This is a genomic window from Pseudomonas sp. AN-B15, from assembly GCF_019056475.1.
GTDB classification, from domain to species: Bacteria; Pseudomonadota; Gammaproteobacteria; order Pseudomonadales; family Pseudomonadaceae; genus Aquipseudomonas; species Aquipseudomonas parakoreensis.
In genome coordinates, this window is sequence record NZ_CP049737.1 from 3090187 (window position 1) to 3110109 (window position 19923).

Sequence of the window (19923 nt, forward strand, 5' to 3'; positions counted from 1 at the left end):
TTATCTTGGGAAATTCATCGAAGTTTTTTCTGAAAATAAATGGATCCCTCTCCAGATTCCGGCAGTCACAACCATAACCCCTCGCTGGATGCACTCGGCGAGGTCCGGCATGTTCGGTTCCCCTGCGGCTTGCAGCCCATGAAGAGGAATCTTTGGATAACAAGGTCACGGTCATGAAAGAATGCTCGAATCCGGCACAAATCAAGGCTTGCAGGGCTTTGGCCCTGGAACGCAATCGTCAACTGTTCGAAGATGCCCACGCCCTCAACCGCGCCGCTTACGAGCTGCTGGAGGCGGACAATCTGGACCTTGAGCAGTTTGAGCACTATCGAGCAATGCGCCGCAAAGCCGATGCGAAGTTCGCAGAAGCCATCGATCACTTGTGTGTCCTCAACGAGGACTTTCCGCCAATTCCGATGTCCCCGCATCACTCGCAGGCATTGCGTCGGCAGCTTGAAACTGTCGAATAAAGCGCACAAGAAAAAGCCCGGCTGCGAAGTCCGGGCTTTTTCTTTGGGCGGCGCTCAACCCCCGGGGTTGGTCACCTGAATGAACACCGCATAAGCGCCCAGCAGGATCCAGAACGTGGCGAAAATCCACGGCGTGCGCACCGAAAACAACAGCGATTTGCGATAGCCCTTATGGCTGGACTCCATCTCGCTGAACAGTGGCGACTCGTCGTAAGCCATGCCCATGATCGGTTCGCTGCGCAACAACTCGCTCTGTTTGTAATGCCAATGGTCAATGATGTCGTACGCGGCACGAATTCCCGGCCACGCATTGAGCGAGCTGAGCAGCCCGAGCAGCGCCAGGAATGGCGGCACCACCAGCGTGAACAATTTGCCCCACTCGGGGTTGAGGTTGGACATGCACGAAGCAAACGCGATCACCAGAAACGACTGCGCGGCCAGATAGGCATCGGTGCGGTTGGCCAGAATGCTGGTTTCGTACTGGATTTCCTTGCGATAGAAATCCAGCCGTTCCTTGGGTGAGCCGAACATCTTGGCATCGTGTTCGGTCAGGTGCTCTTCAGCGCTGGGCTGAGTCAGTATGCGAGGCAAGGGACGCGCGCTCCGGGGCGGGGAAACCTGTTAGAAGGCCCCAGCCCCGGACAAGTTCAGGCGGATTCACTTCATCGACCGGGCAATGATTTCCATCAGGTTCAGCTGGGTGAACGGCTTGGGCAGACGCGGCAATTGCGCGGCAAAACCCTCCAGACGTTCGGCGTAACCGGTCGCCAGGACAATCGGCAGATCCGGTTTGAGCAGACGCACTGCGTGCGCCAATTGCGCGCCGCTCATCTGCGGCATGGCCATGTCGGTGATCATCAGATCGATGACTTCGCCCTGCTCGAACAACGCCAGCGCCCTGGCACCGGAGGTCGCGCTGACCACACGATGGCCAAGGTCTTCGAGCAACAGCGTGGTGCTGGTCAACACCAGCGAATCGTCGTCCACGACCAGCACGCTCAGGCGTGGCACCGTGATGGCTTCGCTGCCTGGCTGCACCCGTGGGGCCTGTGCGCCTTCCGCCGCGACCGGTAACCAGAGTTCGGCTGTCGTGCCTTGTCCCTTTTCGCTCTTGAGGATGAAACGGCCACCGAGCTGCTCAATGAATCCGTGCACCATCGACAGCCCCAGCCCGGTGCCTTTGCCCAGGCCTTTGGTGGTAAAAAACGGATCCCGGGCCGAGGCCAGCGTATGCTCGTCCATGCCTTCGCCGGTGTCGCGCAGACTCAGGCACACATAACGTCCCGCCGCCAGGGTCGAATCGCTCGGTTCAAGGACGACTTCCGCCCGGGCGCTGATCATCACGCTGCCGCCATCGGGCATGGCGTCGCGGGCATTGGTTGCCAGATTGAGCACCGCCAGTTCCAGTTGATTGGCATCGGCCAGTACCGGTTCCAGTCCCGCGGGCAGTGAGGTTTCGATACTGATCCCCGGCCCCAGCGAACTACGCAACAGCCCGGTAATGCCTTGCACAAGGTGCACAATGTCGACCGGTTCGGTCTTGAGTTCCTGACGCCGGGCAAAGGCCAGCATGCGTTGGGTCAGTGAAACACCGCGCAGCGCACCTTGTGCGGCATTTTCCAGCAGGCGATTGATTTTCGGGTCGTCACCCACACGCTTGCGCACAATCTCCAGGTTGCCGAGGATCACGGTCAGCAGGTTGTTGAAGTCGTGGGCAATACCGCCGCTGAGCTGACCGATGGCCTGCATCTTCTGCGCCTGCAGCAATGCCTCGCGGGTTTTCTCCAGCGCCTGCTGCGATTCATGGACTTCAGTCACGTCACGGGTAATTTTCGCGAAACCGAGCAATGTCCCGGTCTCGCCACGAATGGCATCCACCACCACATGGGCGAAGAATCGGCTGCCATCCTTGCGCACTCGCCAGCTGTTGTTTTCGAAACGCCCTTCCCGCGCCGCGATTTCCAGCGCCCGTTGCGGCTCGCCGCGCTCGCGGTCTTCAGCGGTGTAGAAGACCGAGAAATGCTCGCCGATGATTTCTTCCGGTCGATAGCCCTTGATCCGCTGGGCGCCCTGATTCCAGTTGGATACTCGACCGTCCGGACTGAGCATGTAAAGCGCGTAGTCCGTGACGCCCTGCACCAGCAGACGGAACTGCTGCTCGCTTTGCTTGAGGGTTTCTTCGGCCATTTTGCGGTCGGTCAGGTCGCGGGTGATCTTGGCGAAGCCCAGCAGCGTGCCGTCCGGATCGATGATCGGGTCGATCACCACATGGCACCAGAAATGCGTACCGTCCTTGCGAACGCGCCAGCCTTCGCCTTCGAATCGCCCCTCGCGGATTGCGGTGTCCAGCGCCCGTTGCGGCAAGCCTGCCGCACGGTCCTGCTCGGTGTAGAAACGCGAGAAATGCTCGCCGATGATTTCTTGCTTCTCGTAGCCCTTGAAGCGTTTGGCGCCCGTGTTCCAGCTGGTGATGATGCCGTCCGGATCGATCATGTAAATCGCATAATCGACCACCGCATCGATCAACAGACGGAAACGCATCTCCTCGATCGCGGCAGTTTTGCTCGGGTTGTCACTCATCAGGTTCACCGCTGGTTTTCATTAGCGCAAGTATGCGGCAATCCGGCGCCATGGGAAGGTGCAAACGCGCTTCAATTCACGGCATGATCAGCGGATTGATCGAGGGCGCGTCTGTGCCGAGCGACCACCAACGTGGCAGCAGTTGCTGGATCCGGGGTTCGGCGAAGCGGTCATCGATCAGCATCACCACGCCGCGGTCCTGCCGCGTACGGATCACCCGCCCGGCAGCCTGCACCACTTTCTGCACGCCCGGATACAGATAGGTGTAGTCGTAACCGGCACCGAAAATCGCCGCCATGCGCCGTTTCAACTGTTCGTTGACCGGGTTGAGCTGCGCCAGCCCCAAAGTCGCGATGAACGCGCCGATCAGCCGTGCCCCGGGCAGGTCGATGCCCTCACCGAACGCACCGCCCAACACGGCGAAGCCGACGCCCTGGCTGTCGGCGGTGAACTGATCGAGAAAGGCCTGACGCTGCCCTTCGGCCATGCCCCGGGACTGCTGCCACAGATTGATCTGCGGATGGCGTTCGGCAAGCAGCGTCAGCACCTGTTGCAGGTAATCGAAGCTGCTGAAGAACGCCAGGTAATTGCCCGGGCGTTCACTGAACTGGCGAGCGATCAGCTCGACGATCGGTTCCAGCGACGCCTGCCGATGATTGAAGCGCGTGGAAATACGACTGACGATCTGCACCTGCAGTTGTTCGGCACTGAACGGCGATTCGACATCGATCCAGACCGTGTCGACGGGCGTGCCGAGCAGATCAGCGTAATAGCGTCGCGGGCTCAGTGTCGCCGAGAACAGCACGCTGCTGCGCGCCGCTTTCAGGCGCGGGCCGAGGAACGCCGCCGGCACCACGTTGCGCAGGCACAGTTGCGACAGCGGTCGTTTACGCTCGAGGTCGCGCTTGCTGATGTCGAACAGGTAATGCTCGTCGAACAGCTCTGCCACCCGGCCAAACTGCAGCAGGTCGAAATAGAAGGTTTGCAGCGCGCTGTCGAGCCCCTGCGGATGATCATTGAGGTAATCGCCAATGGCCGCGCTGCACAGGGACACGGCTTGCAGCAGTTTCTCCGGGGCTTTGTCGTAGGCTTGATACGGCGCCAGTTGCGGCTGATGCAGCGCGTTCCACTCGCGGTTGACCCGTTGCAGGGATTTCTTCAACGCTGCGGGGGCGGACTTGCGTACGCTGGCCAGCGCGGCCTGATCGAGACTGGCGCTGTACATCGAGCGCCCGCGTTCGACCAGGTTGTGCGCTTCATCGGCCAGCACCGCGACTTTCCACTGGTTGAGCTGAGCCAGACCGAACAGCAGCGCACTGAAATCGAAGTAATAGTTGTAGTCCGCTACCACCACGTCGGCCCAGCGCGCCATCTCCTGGCTCAGGTAATACGGGCAAACCGTGTGCTGACGGGCCACTTCGCGCATCGCCGCCTGATCGAGCAGATTGATCCGGCTGGCTGCTTGCCGGGCGGCGGGCAGTCGATCATAAAAGCCCTGGGCCAACGGGCAGGATTCACCGTGACAGGCTTTGTCCGGGTATTCGCAGGCCTTGTCCCGGGCGACCATTTCCAGCACCCGCAGCGGCAGGTTTTGCGATTGATCGAACAACACCTGACTGGCATCCAGCGCCAGTTTGCGCCCCGGGGTCTTCGCGGTCAGAAAAAACACCTTGTCCAGTTGCTGCGGCGCCAGGGCCTTGAGCAGAGGGAACAACGTGCCGAGGGTCTTGCCGATCCCGGTGGGCGCCTGGGCCATCAGACAACGGCCGGTGCTGACCGCCTTGAACACCGATTCGGCCAGATGCCGTTGGCCGGGGCGAAAGTCGGCATGGGGAAAGGCCAATTGCTGCGCGGCCAGATTGCGCGCCTCGCGATGGGCCATTTCCTGCTCGGCCCAGTTCAGGAACAACCGGCATTGTTGTTCGAAAAACGCCTGCAAGACCGACGCACTGAAGGACTCGACCAGACAGGTTTCCTTTTCGCTGACGATGTCGAAATACACCAGCGCCAGGTTGATCTGTTCAAGTTCAAGCTTGCGGCACATCAGCCAGCCGTAGATTTTCGCCTGCGCCCAATGCAACTGGCGGTGGTTGGCCGGTTGCTTGCTGAGGTCGCCGCGATAGGTTTTGACTTCTTCCAGGCAGTTCTGCGCCGGGTCGTAGCCGTCCGCCCTGCCCCTGACTTTCAATTGCAGAAACTCGCCTTCCAGCGCCACCTCGCTTTGGTATTTATCGCTGCGCCGCGAGGCAACGGTACGGTGCCCGAGCATGCCTTCGAGCGCTGTCGGCGAAGGGGTAAAACGCAGGTCGAGGTCGCCGGTCTTGGCGGTGAACTCGCACAGCGCGCGGACGGCAATGCTGTAGCTCAAGCGCTCTGCTCCGCCCATTGCACGTAGCACACGGCGACCGGCATCTGGTGTTGGTGGCAGAACTCCAGCCAGCGCAGCTGGTTGTCCTGCAGGCGGTCACCCGGGCCTTTGACTTCGATCATCCGGTAGGTCTTGTGCTGCGGCCAGAACTGGATCAGGTCGGGCATGCCTGTGCGGTTGGCCTTGATGTCGAGCAGCAGGCGATTGAACCAGTGTTTGAGGTGCTGGGGCGGCAAACACGCCAGTGCCTGATCCAGCAGTTGCTCATTCAACGCGCCCCAGAACACGAACGGTGACTGCACGCCCCATTTGGCGACGAAGCGCTCACGAATGGTTGCGGCGTAACGGCCGTCGTCGAGCTGGTCGAGGCAGGCCTGGAACAGTTCGGCGCGGCGTTGCTGAAAATCTTCATTGAGCAGATCCACCGGCCCGCGCTGGAACGGATGAAAGAACGCCCCCGGCAACGGTGCGAAAATCGCCGGCCAGCACAACAGGCCGAACAGCGAGTTGATCAGACTGTTTTCGACGTAATGCACCGGGCCGCTGTCTTCGTGCAGATGTGCTTGCACGTAGAACTCCACTGACAATCCCGGATCAGTGCGCGGCAGTTGCAGATCAAGGCGCTCGACCGGGCGTGGCGTTGCCCGCTTGAGCGGTGGCCCGCCGAGTTTGCGCCGCAGCCGTGGCAACATCCGTTGCAGGCTCTGCTGTTCGGCGGCGCTTTCCGGCGCCTGTTCGGCAAGCGTCGCGAGCTCCAGCGCCAGTGCGTATTCGCCGCAGCGCTCCAGCACGCGGATCATTCGCTGACGGGCGCCGGGATAGGCGCAATCGCGGTAAATCCTCAGCGCCAGGGCGAACTCAGTGATGCGTTCGCAATACTGGCCGATCTGGAACAGCACCTTGCCGCGCCGCCGTTGCAGCCACGGGTTGTCGAATTGCAGTGCGCTGACCTGTTCGACGATGATCTCCAACGGCTCACCGGCCTCGAAGCGTTGCTGGCACTGATGCAGGAACAGGCAGGCGTCCACGTCTTCGCGGCTACGCAGGCCGCGGGAGTCGGCGCAGAATTCGACTTTTTCGTAGGTAAAGATGCCGAGGTCGGCAAGGACGAATTCCGACCAGTCCTGGTACAGGTTGCCGAAGAACATCAAACGCAGACGGTCGCACAGGTCCATGATGGTCAGGCTGAGCAAGCGGTCGCCGAGCGTCGGCGCCCATTCGCAAAGGCTGCGTGATTGGCTGAATTGCCCGGCCAGCACCGGCAGCCAGTCGTCCTTGCGACCCTTGGGCTGCTCGATGAACTGGCCGAACGCCTGCAGCAGTTCAGCCTTGAGCAACACGTCGAACACCTCGGCCACGCTCAACAGAGCCTGATCGTCGAGCCAGCCGTGACTCAACAATGGCTGCGCGGCGTCGCTGATGTCGCCGATTTCCGGGTAGTTGAGTTTGCCGAGGCGGAAATGCACGCCCTTGCGCATGACCATGCGCACCAGCAGCCCCTGCGAAGCGCGCGGCAATATCTTGAAGTCGCGAATGAAGCCATGCTCGGATTCGCTCATCACATCGGCATAGCGAAGCCCAAGCCAATCAAGCACTTGCCGGAAGTTGTTGAGGTAATAGAACGGATCGTCGAGTGGGTTGGCAGTCACGGGAATTCAGGGCCATGGCGAGCGAGTACTGGTTATGCGTACAGATACCAGCTCTGGCCGGTCGCGTGCAAACGGAAAAAGATCAATGGCAGCGGCAATCGGAATTTTTTCAGGGTGCTGTCGAACTTTTCCCGGTTCGATGGCACCAACCGCGTTAGAGACCGGATACGGTCAATTCATATGGAATGAGGTATTTGAGGTGGGTATGAACATCAAGACTCTGGGTCTTCCCCTGGCGGTAGCAGCCTTTCTGGCATTGGCCGGCTGCTCGACACCGACCGTGGTGACCTTGCAGAACGGCACCCAGTATTTGACCAAGGACATGCCGAAAACCAAGAACAAGGACGGGTTCTATGAGTTCGAGGACATTTCCGGGACCAAGGTGAAAGTCCGTTCCGACGAAGTCGCGACCGTACGCAAGGAAGACTGACACCCCGCTTTACCTGTAGGAGCTGCCGAAGGCTGCGATCTTTTGACTTTGATCTTAAAAACAAGATCAAAAGATCGCAGCCTGCGGCAGCTCCTACAGGGAGAGCGTGATCTGTGTGGGTTATTCGAAAGCAGGCAGGCCCACAATGCTGTGATCACAGCTGAAATACTGCTCACCGCGCCGCGCCAGCTCGGCTTGCAGACGTCGGCAGCGCTCCAGATCCTGCTGGGTCATGCGGTCGATGCTCAGGTTGCCGGTGGCTTGCGCCTGTTTGTCGTCACCCCGCCGAAACGTCACGAACGGCTGTTCGGGCTGGATCTGAAACAGGCTTTTCTCTTCGACCGGTTCGATGGCTTCCGTCTTCGCCGGTTTCGGCAGTTGATCGCTGCTGATGCCGTAACGGCTCAGAATCGAGGTTGGCGGCAGATCGGCCCAGGCATTGGCCGATAACAGCGCCAGTCCGACAAATCCGACATACCCCTTGACCCTTCTCACGTGTGCATCTCCTGTACTCAATGGCGGCTGGCTATAGAACGTGTGGGCACGTGCTGGCTTTAGGCCGCTTTTGCTGTTTGCACAGCTTTTGAGTCAGGGTGTGGCTATCGAGTCACTTTTGATACCGAGTAATCCTTCAATCGCGGGCAAGCCCGCTCCCACAGGTTATAGGCCGTTCACAAAGCTTGTGTACGCCGCAAAACCCTGTGGGAGCGGGCTTGCCCGCGATGGCGGCCTTACAGACGCCGCTTCAACCTCAGGCGATCACAATTCCATCGGCACTGAGGCTATTCAGCGCCACCCCGACCAGCGTCACCGAATCACCACCAAACTTCAGCACCGTGTCCTGCCCCACCGCCGTCGCATGGGCGCGGAAGTCGTCGTTAGGCAACACACCCTGCACGCCAAGGAACACCAGTTTGTCGTTGGCCGTGAAACCCACCACCCGATCCTGACCGAACGCGCCGTTGAACAGGAACGTATCCGCCCCGCCCCCGGACTCCATCAGATCATTGCCGGCGCCACCGACAAACACGTCGTTACCCGCGCCACCCATCAAGTGGTCATTGCCGTCCAGACCGAACAGCCAGTCGCCGCCGGCATGCGCCTTGAGCGTGTCGGCACCGCTGGTGCCGGTGACACTGGATTCGTACTGGGTGACGTTGCTGCCGACCTTCAAACCGCTGGCCGTGACGCTGTGGGTCACGTCGTCCTTGAACAGCCCCCAGAGGAAGCCCGGCTCCTTGGTGACGATGCTGCCGATGTCGCGGGTGATGCTGATCCCGCCGTTGGCGTCGCGGATGTACAGGTTGCCGGCACCGTCGTTGGCGAAGTCGAAGGTGTTCACCGATTTCTGCAACTCGAGGGTGTTGTTGCCGGCGCCACCGAGAATCACGTTGTAGCCGCCAGCATCACGGAACGTGTCGTTGCCGGCGCGCCCTTCGAGGTAGTCATTGCCGCTGCCGCCCTGGATCAGGTCGTTGCTGTCGCTGCCGATGATGAAGGTGCTGCCCTTGTGGGTTTCGGCGTTGCGGTTCAGATCCTGCACCCAGGTGTTGGCCCGCGCCGGGTCCGACAGGTTGGCGACGATGATCGTCGAGTCCTTGCTGGTCAGGTCGTAGAACTTCGACTCGATGATCCGGTTCATGCCGTCGCCGTAAGCGGTTGGCAGGTGCGAGATCCAGGTCGGGATGTTGAGAATGGAGAACGGCAGCAGATTCCACGCGGTCGAGGCGTAGTGATCGTTGAAGCTGACGATGTTGTCGGTGGCCGATTCCTTGGGCGCGTCGTGCACGCCGACCGAGGCGCCGGTGAAGGTCGAGCCGTCGAGGGCGCGGAACACCGGGTCGTTTTCGTAACCGACGTTGAGCACCTTGTCGGTGCTGCTCTGGGTCGGCGAGGCGTAGGCAATGTAGTTGGAATCGGCGAAGAATCCGCCCCACTTGCCGCCACTCAGGTCAGCCATGCTGTTGACCGCCAGCCCGCCGAGGCTGTGGCCGCTGACCAGCACGTCCTTGCCGCTGAGGCCATTGGCCTTGGCGAACGCCACCACGTCATTCAGTAGATTGCCGAACGCTTCGCCGACGTAATTCTTGGCGTAGTCCTTGGGGCCGAAGGCTGCCAGCAGGTCGTTGATCACGTCGCCGATCGAGTCGAGGATCAGGTTTTCCCGCGGGCCGCTGGTGCCGCGAAAAGCGATGCCGATTTCGGTGAGATGGCCCTGAGCGTCGTATTTGCCCAGAATTTCCACCTGAGCGGTGGTGTAACCGGCCTTCTCGCCGAAGAAGGTTCCGCGCGCGTCGGTCTTGCCGTCGTAGCCCAGTTGCGAGGCGGTGATCGGTGTCCAGCCAGCCTTTTTCACCGCGTCGAGGGCGAGTTTTTCCGAGTCTGGGTTCCACGGAACACCGGGGATCACCCCTTGTGAATCGGTGCCGCCCAGCAGCGCCGTGACCAGTGTTGCCGGCAGGCCGAGGCCGAAACCGTTGTGCTGATAACCGGCGGCAAAGCCGTTATCAAGGTTGTGATAGGAATACAGCGTGATCGCCATGGCATCGCTGAACAACGCCTTGGAATCGGCTGTACCGAAGTTCTTGTAGTCATACACACCCATTGCTATTGCCTCTCTTTTGTTGGAATTGTCAGAGATAGCTCACAGCCAGGGCGCCCCTCGCGGGCACGCCCCGGAGCATTTTCACTACTTACACATCAAATCTGTGGGAGCGAGCTTGCTCGCGAAGAGGGAGTGTCAGCTGCCATTTGCTTGGCTGGCACACCGCTTTCGCGAGCAAGCTCGCTCCCACATTAGAGCTAGGCGAAGACGAACGCCGAGTCCGACAGGTTAGCCACTCCCACCCCGACCAGGGTCACGGCATACTCGCCAATCTTCAGCACGGTATCAGCGCCGGTTTGTGCAGCGTGCTGCTTGTAGTCGTAGCCCTGCCCCGCGCCTTCGACGCCCATGAACACCAGTTTGTCGCTGCCCTGGTAGCCATTGATCGCGTCGAAACCGAAGGCGCCGCTGAACAGGAAGGTGTTGTTGCCGCCCACCGCCGTCATCACGTCATTGCCGGCGCCGCCGACGAAGGTCACATGGCCCTTGTCGCTGATCAGCTTGTCATCGCCACCCAGACCGAACAGCCAGTCACCGTCGGCGCTGGCGTGCAGTGCATTGCCGTACGCATCGCCGTTGAGCGAATGGGTGTACTGGGTCAGTTCGCTGCCATTGGTCAAACCCTTGGCCGTAACGCCCCAGGTGATGTCCTTGCTGCCCCACCACGACCCCGACTCCTTGCTCACCAGCGCACCGATGTCGCGGGTCATGCTGATGCCGCCGTAGGCGTCGCGCACATACAGCGTGCCGTCACCGTCGTTGGCGAAGCTGAAGTTCTGCAGCGGTTTCTGCAGCTCGAACGTGTTGTGGCCCTGACCACCGAGCAGAATGTTAAAGCCACCGTCATCGCGGAACCGGTCATCACCGCCCAGGCCTTCGAGAAAGTCGTTACCGGCTCCGCCCTTGAGCCAGTCGCCGCTCTGGGTGCCGATGATGAAGGTGCTGCCGGTGTGCGGCTCGCCGCTGCGCCCCAAGTCCTCGACCCAGGTCTTGCCCCGGGACGATTCCTCCAGGTTGGAGACGATGAGGGTCGAGTCCTTGTGCGTCAGGTTGTAGAACTTCGAGTCGATGACCCGGTTCAAGCCATCGGCATACCCCAACGAGCCGTGGGCCGACCAGCTCAGCGGATTGACGATGCTGAACGGCACCAGGTTCTGCGCGGTGGAGGCGTAGTAGTCGTTGAAGTTGACGATGTTGTCGGTGGTCGACTCATGCGGCCCGTCGTGCTTGCCCAGCGACCCGCTGCTGAACGTGGTGCCGTCCAGCGCACGGAACACCGGATCGTTTTCGTAACCGATGTTCAACACGTTGTTGCCGGTGCTGCTCTGGGTCGGCGAAGCGAACGCGATGTAGTTGGCGTCCTTGAAGAACCCGCCCCAGTTGCTGGCGCTCAACTCGGCCACGCTGTTGACCCCGAGGCCACCGAGGCTGTGACCGCTGAACAGCACGTCCTTGGCGGCAATGTCGTTGGCAAGCGCGAACGCGGCGACGGCCTTGAGCAGGTTGTCGAAGGCGTTTTTCGCGTAGTTACTCGCGTAATCCGATGGGCCGATGGCGGCCAGCAGATTGTTTTTCATGTCGCCGTAAGTGTCGCTGTAACCCAGCCCACCGGTGCCGCGAAAGGCCACGCCGATGCCGATCAATTTGCCGCCGGCGTCGTACTTGCCGAGCACTTCGGCCTCGGCGCTGGTGAAGCCGTCCTTCTCGCCGAAGAACGTGCCCTGCGCGCCGACCTTGCCCTGATACCCCAGCGCCGTGGCGTTGAGCGGTTTCCAGGCGGTCGCCGGCAAAGGCTGGCCGGTGGGCGTGTAGGCATACAGCGTCAGGGCGATGGCATCGCTGTACAACGCTTTGCCATCGGCATTTTTGTAATCGAACAATCCCATGTTGTGCTCTCTCTTCCTTCAAAACCGGCAGCCCCTGGAGGGCTGCCGGTACTCCTTTAGAACTGCCAGTCGAGGGTCAGACCCACACCGTGGTCCTTCTCGTTGTTACCGATCAGTCCGTTGTAGTCCAGGTTGACCCGGACATCGCGATTGAGCGCCAGTCCGGCACGGACGCCGACCACGGCCGCATCACGATCCATCGAAACGCTCTGCACGGTGAACGCGCTGTTGCCATTGGCGAAGGCCAGATGGCTGTCAGCATCGACACTGCTCAGGTTGTGTTGCCAGCCGAGGGTCGCGCCCAGTTCCAGCTGATGCTTGTCCGACAGGGCGAAGCTGCGCTTGGCGCGTACGCCAAGGGTCGACAGCACCACATCGCGGTTGTCTTCACCGCCCTTGAGCGCCGCGGCATCACCCTTTTCGGTGAAGCTCTCGGTGTTCAAGTGCACGTACGACAGATTGGCGAATGGCTCCAGATTCATCGGTTGCAGACGCAGATCGTAAGCCGCTTCGGTGAACACTTGAGTGGTCGCGGCATCGTGCTTGGTTTTCTCTTTGCCATTGACGCCGGCGAACTGCAGATCACGCTTCACGTCCACGCGGTGCCAGCTATACGCCGCACCGGCGGTCAGACGCAGCGCATCGACCTGATGCCCCAGGTACGCACCCAAGTGATAGCTGTCGACCGAGGCCGACGAATGCGTGCCGCTGCCCATGTTCAACGAACTGTCGCTATAACCGGTAACGAAACCCAGACGAGTATCTTCAGCAATCAAGCCGTCGACACCGGCCAGCAAGCCGCCGATGGAGCTGTTGGAGTCGGCGTTTTCATGGCCGCCATCGCTCTTGCCCCACGAACCCAGCACCTTGACCCAGGCATTGCTGCGCTCGTCAGTGGGCGCGTCGGCATTGAACAGATCGCGCTCACGCAGACGCTCGCCCACCGCTTCACGCAGGTAGCGACTGTCGTTGATCAGCATCGTGCCAATGGCCGGATGAATCTCGCCGGAGAGTTGTTGGAACGCCTGTTGCGCCGACGCCGCATTTGGCGACAGCAGCAAGGTTTCGAACAACGCATTGCCCGCGCCCAGCCCCTCGGCAGCCGCACCGACCGCACGCTGGTTCGGCGTCAGGCCGACACTGGCGAACGACGCGCCGTTGCGCCCGACGTCGAGTTGCACGCCGTTCGCCGAATACGCCAGGGTACCGCCGAGAAACGCGTAGTTCGGCAGCACTTGCCCGAACTGTCCCTGAATACCTCCGGCCGCTTGCAGGATGTTGAACTGCGAACCGAGCAGGCTCTTCACTTCAGTCGTGGTCAGCAAGGTCGGGCTGTTCTCCAGCGACAGACTGACCGTGGCGCCATCGATCAGCGCTTGGCCACCGGCAACGATCTTGTCGCTGCTGGTCGGCGAGACTTCCACCGCGTAGGTCGAACCGCGCTCGAAGGTCACGTCACCGGCGACATTCAGCGTGCCGATCGAGTTGCCCGGCGCTACGGTACCGCCACTTTTCGCAGTCAGGGCGCCGATGCGGCCGTTACCGCCGAGGATGCCGCTGTCGTTGACCGTGACTGCCGAAGCCAGCGAGCCGTTGATCGCCAGACGCCCTTGATTGACCAGGGTCGGGCCGCTGTAGCTGTTGTTGCCGGTCAACACCAGCGTGCCGATGCCCTGCTTGGTCAGGCCGCCGTGACCGGAAATGTCGTTGCGCCAGGTGTCGAGCCCGCAAGTGATGTCGGTGCAGACGCGCTCGGTCGGTTTGCCCTTGTCGATGATCGCGCCAATGCCCGGCAGGTCCGCAACAAACTGCCCGGAACCGTAGGCACCCTGGATGCGGAATTCTTCTGGAATGTCCTGCTCGGTGACGAACATCGCCGGGCCGTCGATGCCCTTGCGCAGGTTGATCATGCCCCAGCCGTACAAGGCGTCGATGCCCGGTGCGCCGAGGTCGGTGGCGGTGGTACGCAGCACCGTGGCGACCTGGTCACCCGTCATGTACGGGAAGCGCTCCATCAACACCGCCATCGAGCCGGCCACGTGCGGCGCCGCCATCGAGGTGCCGTTGTAGTTTTTGTAGCCGGTGGTCAGGTTGTCGGCATTGGTGCCTTCGATGATCGAGCTGAAGATCTTCGTGCCCGGTGCTGAAACGCAGAAGCTCGCGGTGTAGCCGCAACGCGAAGAGAACGTACTCATGATGTACGGGTTGGCGCTGGCCAGATCCGGGTTCTTCTGCAACGCGGCGACGGTGATCCAGTTCGGCGCGATGTCCGGCACGAAGTAACCGAGGCCGGCGATGGCGTCCGGGTTGTTCAGGTTGTAATCGTTGCCGGCGGCAAAAATCGTCACGATACCGCTACGGGCGGCGGCAATCGCGCCGTCGTAGGCGCCGCCCGGCTTGGTGCCGAGCAATGTGCGGATTTCGTTGAACTGCACTTGCGCGTCGTTGACGGTGAAGTGCGGATACGCCGGGTCGCGACCGCCAAGGTCGAAACGGTCAGTGATACCGATGCCCCAGCTGTTGTTGATGATCCGCGCGCCACTGGCGATCAGCGCATCCCAACCGGCCTTGTACACCGCGCCGTCGTTGCCACGGACGATGCCGTCTTCCGGGCCCGGGTCGCCGTTGTCGGCGCTGATGATCTGCGCACCGAACGCCACGCCGTGCATCGGCCCGCCGTCACGGCTGCCGGCGGCAATACCACCGACGTGAGTACCGTGGGCGCCGAGCTTGCCGTCGGAACCGACCGAGGGCGAACCGTCATAGCGGAACGCGTCCCCGGCTTTGACCGGGATGTAAGGATCGGTGTATTCGCGGATCCCGCTGGTGACCAGGGTCACGACTTTGTTGGGGCCGGAGAACTCCGGGTGCGCGGCGTACACCGGCTGGTCAAAGATCCCCAGTTTCACGCCTTTGCCGGTGTAGCCGGCAGCGTAAGCGGAATCCGCCCCGATGGCGCCCAAGCCCCAATCTGCCTGGAACTCGGCGCTGCGCCAACTGGCGGGATCACCGCTGCGGCCGTTTTCCACATAAGGCGCCGCGTGCGCGGTGCCCCAGCTGGTCAACGCACAGAGTACGGCGCAATTGAGGGTTTTCATGGCGAAGCGACCGCCCGTTTGCGCGGGGGTATTGTTGTTATTCATCCAGCGACCTTCCTTAGTGTTGTTGCGAAAAATCCGTCTACCAGGCCCACACCCGGGCATGGGAAATAACGCTTGTGGCGAGGGGATTTATCCCCGATCGACTGCGCAGCAGTCGCACACCCGGACGACTATCGGGGCCGCTTCGCGTCCCATCGGGGATGAATCCCCTCACCACAGGTGTGTGCTCACATCCCCCTGTAGGAGCTGCCGCAGGCTGCGATCTTTTGATCTTGTTGTTAAGAAATCAAAGTCAAAAGATCGCAGCCTTCGGCAGCTCCTACAGGGATAGGCGTACGCCCTCCGTCAGAACTGCCAGTTCAGGCTCAACCCCACGCCATGGCTCTTCTCGCGGTTGGCCAGTTGTCCGTTGTAATCGAGGTTGAGCCGTACGTCCTTGCTCAACGCCAGGCTTGCTTGCACGCCGACCAGCGCTGCATCACGCACCAGCGCCGAACTTTCGACCGAGTACGGTGTGCTACCGCTGGCGAAACGCAGATGCTGTTCGGCGTCGATGTCACTCAAGCTGTGTTGCCAGCCGAGACGACCACTGACATCCAGCGACTGTTGAGTCGACAGGTTGAAGCGCTTGACCGCACGCACACCGAGGGTGCTGAGCACTGCGTCGCGCTGCTCGCCGGAGCTTTTCAGCGCGGCCGCGTCGCCCTTTTCGGTGAAGCCTTCGGTATCCAGATGCACGTAAGCGAGGTTGGCGAACGGCTCCAGCGCGACCGGTTGCAAGTTCAGGCGATAAGCCGCTTCACCGAAGACCTGCGTGGTGGCCGCATCGACCTTGGCTTTCTGTTTGGCGCTGACGTCACCGTATTGCAGATCGCGCTTCACATCGGCGCGATGCCAGCTGTAGGCCGCGCCGGTGCTCAGGCGCCAGGCGCCGATGTCATGACCGGCGTAAGCGCCGAGGTGATAGCTGTCGACCTTGGCCGACGAGTGCGTGTCCGAGCCCATGTTCAGCGAGCTGTCGCTGTAACCGGTGACCAGACCGATGCGCGTCTGCTCGTCCAGCGCGCCGTCGACACCGGCGAGCAAACCGCCAATCGAGGTGCTGTAGCGCGAGGTGTCGTTACCGGCGTCGGTCGAACCCCAGGCGCCAAGGGCCTTGATCCAGCCATTGCCTGGCGTGGCGTTGGCATCGTGCAGACGTTCACCGATCGCGTCGCGCAACTGGCGGCTGTCATTGATCAGCATCGAGCCCAGTGCCGGGTAGATTTCCCCGCTGAGTTGCTGGAACGCCTGTTGCGCCGAAGCGGCAGACGCTGACAGCAGCAAGCTTTCGTACACCGAGTTGCCGGCGCCCAAACCTTCGACTGCAATCGCCACCGCACGCTGATTCGGGGTCTGCCCGACGCTGGCGAACGAGGTCGCATTGCGCTGGATGTCGAGCTGAATGGCGTTGGCCGCGTAGTCGAGGTTGCCGCCGATGAACAGGTAATCCGGCAGCACCGCGCCGAACTGGCCCTGAATGCCACCGGCCGCTTGCAGAATGTCGTACGAATGACCGAGCAGGCTGCGCGCTTGCGTGGTGCTGAGCAGGGTCGGGCTGTTTTCCAGCGACAGGCTGACGGAGGCGCCGCCGATGCGCGCACTGCCGCCGGCAACGATGCGGTCGCTGCTGGTCGGCGACAGCTCCACCGCGTAGGTCGAACCGGGGGCGAAGGTCACGTCACCGGCCACGTTCAACGTGCCGATGGAGTTACCCGGCGCCACGCGGCCGCCGCTGTTGGCGATCAGCGCACCGATGCGCCCCGAACCGCCAAGGGTGCCGCTGTCGTTGACGGTCACCGCCGAGGCCAGCGAGCCGTTGACGCTGAGCAATCCGCCATTGACCGTGGTCGGGCCACGGAAGGTGTTGTCACCGGTCAGCAACAAGCGCCCTGCACCGGACTTGATCAGGCTGCCCTGATAGATCCGCGTCGCCGCTGCGGCATCACGCGCCATACCGACCGCGTAGTCAGTCTGATCCTGCTGACTCGCGCCGGCCGGGATACCGTTTTGCCAGCCTTTGTCCTGCAGGATTTGCTGCCAGGCGCGATGTTCGGCGAGGTCTTCGCTTTGCCGCTGAATCAGGGCCTTGTCGGAGATGTCGTTGCTCCACACATCGCTTTGCCCGGCGGCCAGATTGGCATCAAACGCGCCGAGCAGTTGCCCCGGTCCGCGCATCGCCCGACCGAGGTTGGCCACGCCCCAGCCGACCCGTTCGGTCGGCGCATCGGTGACCGCGCCGTCGAGTTGCGTGGCGGTGGTCAGCAGCACTTCCAGCGCCTGCTGGTTGTTCATGTACGGATAGCGTTCCATCACCAGCGCCAGTGCGCCGGTGGCGTGCGGCGCGGCCATCGAAGTGCCGGACTTGATCGCATAACCGCCGCCCGGGATGGTGCTGTCGATCTTCGCCCCCGGCGTGGTGATGCACCAGTATTTGGCGACGCCGCACTGGTTGTACTTCTGCTGATTGCTTTGGTCCAGCCCGGACACCGCCAGCCAATGGCCTTCCAGATCCGGCTGAAAGTACGGCAACGCCGAACGCACGCTGGCGTTCGGGTAGCCGCTGTTGCCGGCACTGAACACGTTGATCACGCCACGGCGCGAGACGTCCGCCGCTGCATCGAGCCATGTGCCCTGATTCCAGTGCTGGGCGTACGCGGCGTGCAGATCGGCCAGGGTGCGGTAACTGACATCCGGTGGCTGACTGCCCCAACTGTTGTTGATCGCGCGTACGCCGGCGGCGGCCAACGCGTCGTAGGCCGCTTTGAAATAGCGCGGATCGGGTTTGGGGCCGAACAGGAAACTGTCGTTGTTGTTGGTGTTGCCGACGTAGATCTGCGCGTTGTACGCCACGCCGTGCATGCCGGTGCCGTCGCGGCTCGCGCCCATGGTGCCGACCACGTGAGTGCCATGGGAGTCGTTGTTGGGGTTGAGGGTGCCATTGACGTTGAACAGCGAGCCGTCGACGTAACTGCCAGAGGCCATTACCGGGTGATAGCGGTCGCTGGCGAACTCAGGGTGGGCGGCATCGAAGCCGGAGTCGAGGGCGCCGATCTTCACGCCTTTGCCGGTGATACCGGCGGCGTAAGCCTGATCGGCCTGCATCCGCGCCAGGCCCCAGTCGCGCTGGAATTCGGCACTGCGCCAACTGGCCGGATCGCCGGGCTTGCCGGATTCAAGGTACTGCGCATGGGCTTGCGCGATGGAAACTGCGAGCAACAGGGTGCCGACCGCTGCCGGCTTGATGCGTACGTCCATGTTCACCACTCACTTTTCTTATTGTTTTGCAGGCACTGACAGCCAGATCAAAAGATCGCAGCCTTCGGCAGCTCCTACAGGGATTACTGTTCGGCCAGTTCTTGCTCTATGTAGGAGCTGCCGCAGGCTGCGATCATTTGCTCTGCTTCAAGCGCCTACAGGATTTTCAGTGTTACTGGGTTTTCGGGCCTTGTCCGAACGCCTCATCCACCCGCGCCAGATCCTGTTCGTTCAAGGTCCCCGCGTAGTAATGCAGCTTGGTCCAGGCCATCAGATAGTCATAGCGCGCCTGAGCCAGATCGCGGCGGGTGGTAAACAGTTGCTGTTCGGCGTTCAGCGCATCGAGGTTCGTCCGTTCACCGCCAAGAATGCTTTGCTTGGTCGACGTCACCAGCGCTTCAGCCGACGCCAGGGCCTTCTGATAGGCACGCAACTTGTTGACGCCCGACAGGCAGGCGCTGAACTGGCGGCGCAGTTCGATCAAGGTTTCGCGGGTCTTGCCGTCGAGTTCGTATTCCGCCTGCTCCATGGTGCGGCTGGCCTGACGGGTCGAGGCCGACACCCCGCCACCGGCATACAGTGGAACGTTGACTTCAAAGCCGATGGTGTTGGTGTCATAGCGCTGGTTATAGGTGTTGCCACTGTCCGATTCAGTCTTGCGGATCGACGCATAGGCACTGACTTTCGGCAGGTGCCCGGCGCGGTTGCGCTCGACTTCGTACTTGGCCACTTCTACCGCTTGCCGTTGCGACGCCAGATTGGGGTTGTTGCTGATCGCCAGCTCATGCCAGGTGTCGTAGTTGGCCGGCATCAACGCGAAGGTCTGGAAGTTCTGATCCAGTGGTGCCAGCTCGCTGATATCCACCGTCTGCACGCCAACCAGCGCGCCCAGTTCACGCAGCGCGGCGTCCTGCTCGTTGCGCGCCTCGATCTCTTCGGCGGTCGCCAGTTCGTAGCGCGACTCGGCTTCCAGAATGTCGGTGCGCGTGCCCTCGCCCTGTTTGAACATGTGCTCGTTCTGCTGGAACTGCTGCTCATAGGCCTTCTTTTTGGCCTGAGCGATATCGATCTGATCCTGGGCGAACAAGGCCTTGGTGTAGTTGTCCAGCACCCGTACCAGCAGCTCCTGACTCTTGCCGCGAAACGCCTCGTCGGCGAACAGCGACTGCGCCACGCCTTTGCGATACGCCGCATAAGCTTCGTAGTCGAGCAACGGTTGCTGCAAGGTCAGGGTCGAGCCGTAGCTGTTGTAGTTGCGGTCTTCGGTCAGGTTGCCGCGAGCGGTCAGTTGCGTGGCCTTCGAGGTGTTGTGACCCCGGTTGTAGTTGTAACCCAGTCTTGGCAACAGTCCGGCGCGGCCGATGATGCGGTTTTCCAGGCCCGCGTCGCGCTCCTTGATCGCGCCGAGGAACACCGGATCGTTGCGCAATGCCTGTTCGTAGACCTCGAATGGCCCCATGGCCGCCAGTGCGCTGTTTCCTGCGAGCAGCGCGAACGCCGCCCCCAACATCGAAAGCTTATTCATACAGCCGAACAT

The 19923-nt window shown here is 61.6% G+C and carries 12 protein-coding genes; 2 read left to right on the forward strand and 10 right to left on the reverse strand.

What is annotated here, in order from left to right; translation table 11 throughout:
* The first annotated feature begins 173 nt into the window (after nucleotides 1–173).
* The gene (locus tag GTQ41_RS13855; RefSeq protein WP_047294696.1) at nucleotides 174–470 is read left to right on the forward strand and encodes a hypothetical protein; all 297 of its coding nucleotides are present in this window, start codon (nucleotides 174–176) and stop codon (nucleotides 468–470) included.
* 54 nt (nucleotides 471–524) lie between these two features.
* Here the strand turns inward: GTQ41_RS13855 and GTQ41_RS13860 are convergent, their stop codons facing one another.
* From GTQ41_RS13860 to GTQ41_RS13875, 4 genes are all read right to left on the reverse strand, one after another.
* A complete protein-coding gene (locus GTQ41_RS13860; protein WP_041064140.1) occupies nucleotides 525–1061 on the reverse strand; it encodes a hypothetical protein in 537 nt (178 codons plus the stop codon).
* Between the two features lie 66 nt (nucleotides 1062–1127).
* On the reverse strand, nucleotides 1128–3050 hold the full coding sequence (locus GTQ41_RS13865) for a PAS domain-containing sensor histidine kinase (protein ID WP_047294697.1): 1923 nt from the start codon (nucleotides 3048–3050) through the stop codon (nucleotides 1128–1130).
* A 76-nt stretch (nucleotides 3051–3126) separates the two neighbouring features.
* Nucleotides 3127–5418, reverse strand: a complete 2292-nt coding sequence (locus tag GTQ41_RS13870) for an ATP-dependent DNA helicase (RefSeq protein ID WP_047294535.1) — start codon at nucleotides 5416–5418, stop codon at nucleotides 3127–3129.
* Nucleotides 5415–7067 carry a VRR-NUC domain-containing protein gene (locus GTQ41_RS13875; RefSeq protein ID WP_047294536.1) on the reverse strand — a complete coding sequence of 551 codons (1653 nt, stop codon included), beginning with the start codon at nucleotides 7065–7067 and terminating at the stop codon, nucleotides 5415–5417. The genes GTQ41_RS13870 and GTQ41_RS13875 overlap by 4 nt, the downstream gene beginning before the upstream one ends.
* A gap of 205 nt (nucleotides 7068–7272) precedes the next feature.
* Here GTQ41_RS13875 and GTQ41_RS13880 point away from each other — a divergent pair, with 205 nt between their 5' ends.
* The gene (locus GTQ41_RS13880; protein ID WP_047294538.1) at nucleotides 7273–7497 is read left to right on the forward strand and encodes a YgdI/YgdR family lipoprotein; all 225 of its coding nucleotides are present in this window, start codon (nucleotides 7273–7275) and stop codon (nucleotides 7495–7497) included.
* A gap of 120 nt (nucleotides 7498–7617) precedes the next feature.
* On the opposite strand, the gene GTQ41_RS13885 is transcribed toward GTQ41_RS13880, so the two are convergent.
* From GTQ41_RS13885 to GTQ41_RS13910, 6 genes are all read right to left on the reverse strand, one after another.
* Nucleotides 7618–7992 carry a hypothetical protein gene (locus tag GTQ41_RS13885; protein WP_047294539.1) on the reverse strand — a complete coding sequence of 125 codons (375 nt, stop codon included), beginning with the start codon at nucleotides 7990–7992 and terminating at the stop codon, nucleotides 7618–7620.
* A 256-nt stretch (nucleotides 7993–8248) separates the two neighbouring features.
* Nucleotides 8249–10102 carry a polyurethanase gene (locus tag GTQ41_RS13890; protein ID WP_047294541.1) on the reverse strand — a complete coding sequence of 618 codons (1854 nt, stop codon included), beginning with the start codon at nucleotides 10100–10102 and terminating at the stop codon, nucleotides 8249–8251.
* 197 nt (nucleotides 10103–10299) lie between these two features.
* Nucleotides 10300–11988 carry a polyurethanase gene (locus GTQ41_RS13895; protein ID WP_217325522.1) on the reverse strand — a complete coding sequence of 563 codons (1689 nt, stop codon included), beginning with the start codon at nucleotides 11986–11988 and terminating at the stop codon, nucleotides 10300–10302.
* A gap of 56 nt (nucleotides 11989–12044) precedes the next feature.
* The gene (locus GTQ41_RS13900; protein WP_047294545.1) at nucleotides 12045–15131 is read right to left on the reverse strand and encodes an autotransporter serine protease; all 3087 of its coding nucleotides are present in this window, start codon (nucleotides 15129–15131) and stop codon (nucleotides 12045–12047) included.
* A gap of 303 nt (nucleotides 15132–15434) precedes the next feature.
* Nucleotides 15435–18386 carry an autotransporter serine protease gene (locus GTQ41_RS13905; protein WP_217325523.1) on the reverse strand — a complete coding sequence of 984 codons (2952 nt, stop codon included), beginning with the start codon at nucleotides 18384–18386 and terminating at the stop codon, nucleotides 15435–15437.
* A gap of 172 nt (nucleotides 18387–18558) precedes the next feature.
* Nucleotides 18559–19923, reverse strand: a complete 1365-nt coding sequence (locus GTQ41_RS13910) for a TolC family outer membrane protein (RefSeq protein ID WP_047294549.1) — start codon at nucleotides 19921–19923, stop codon at nucleotides 18559–18561.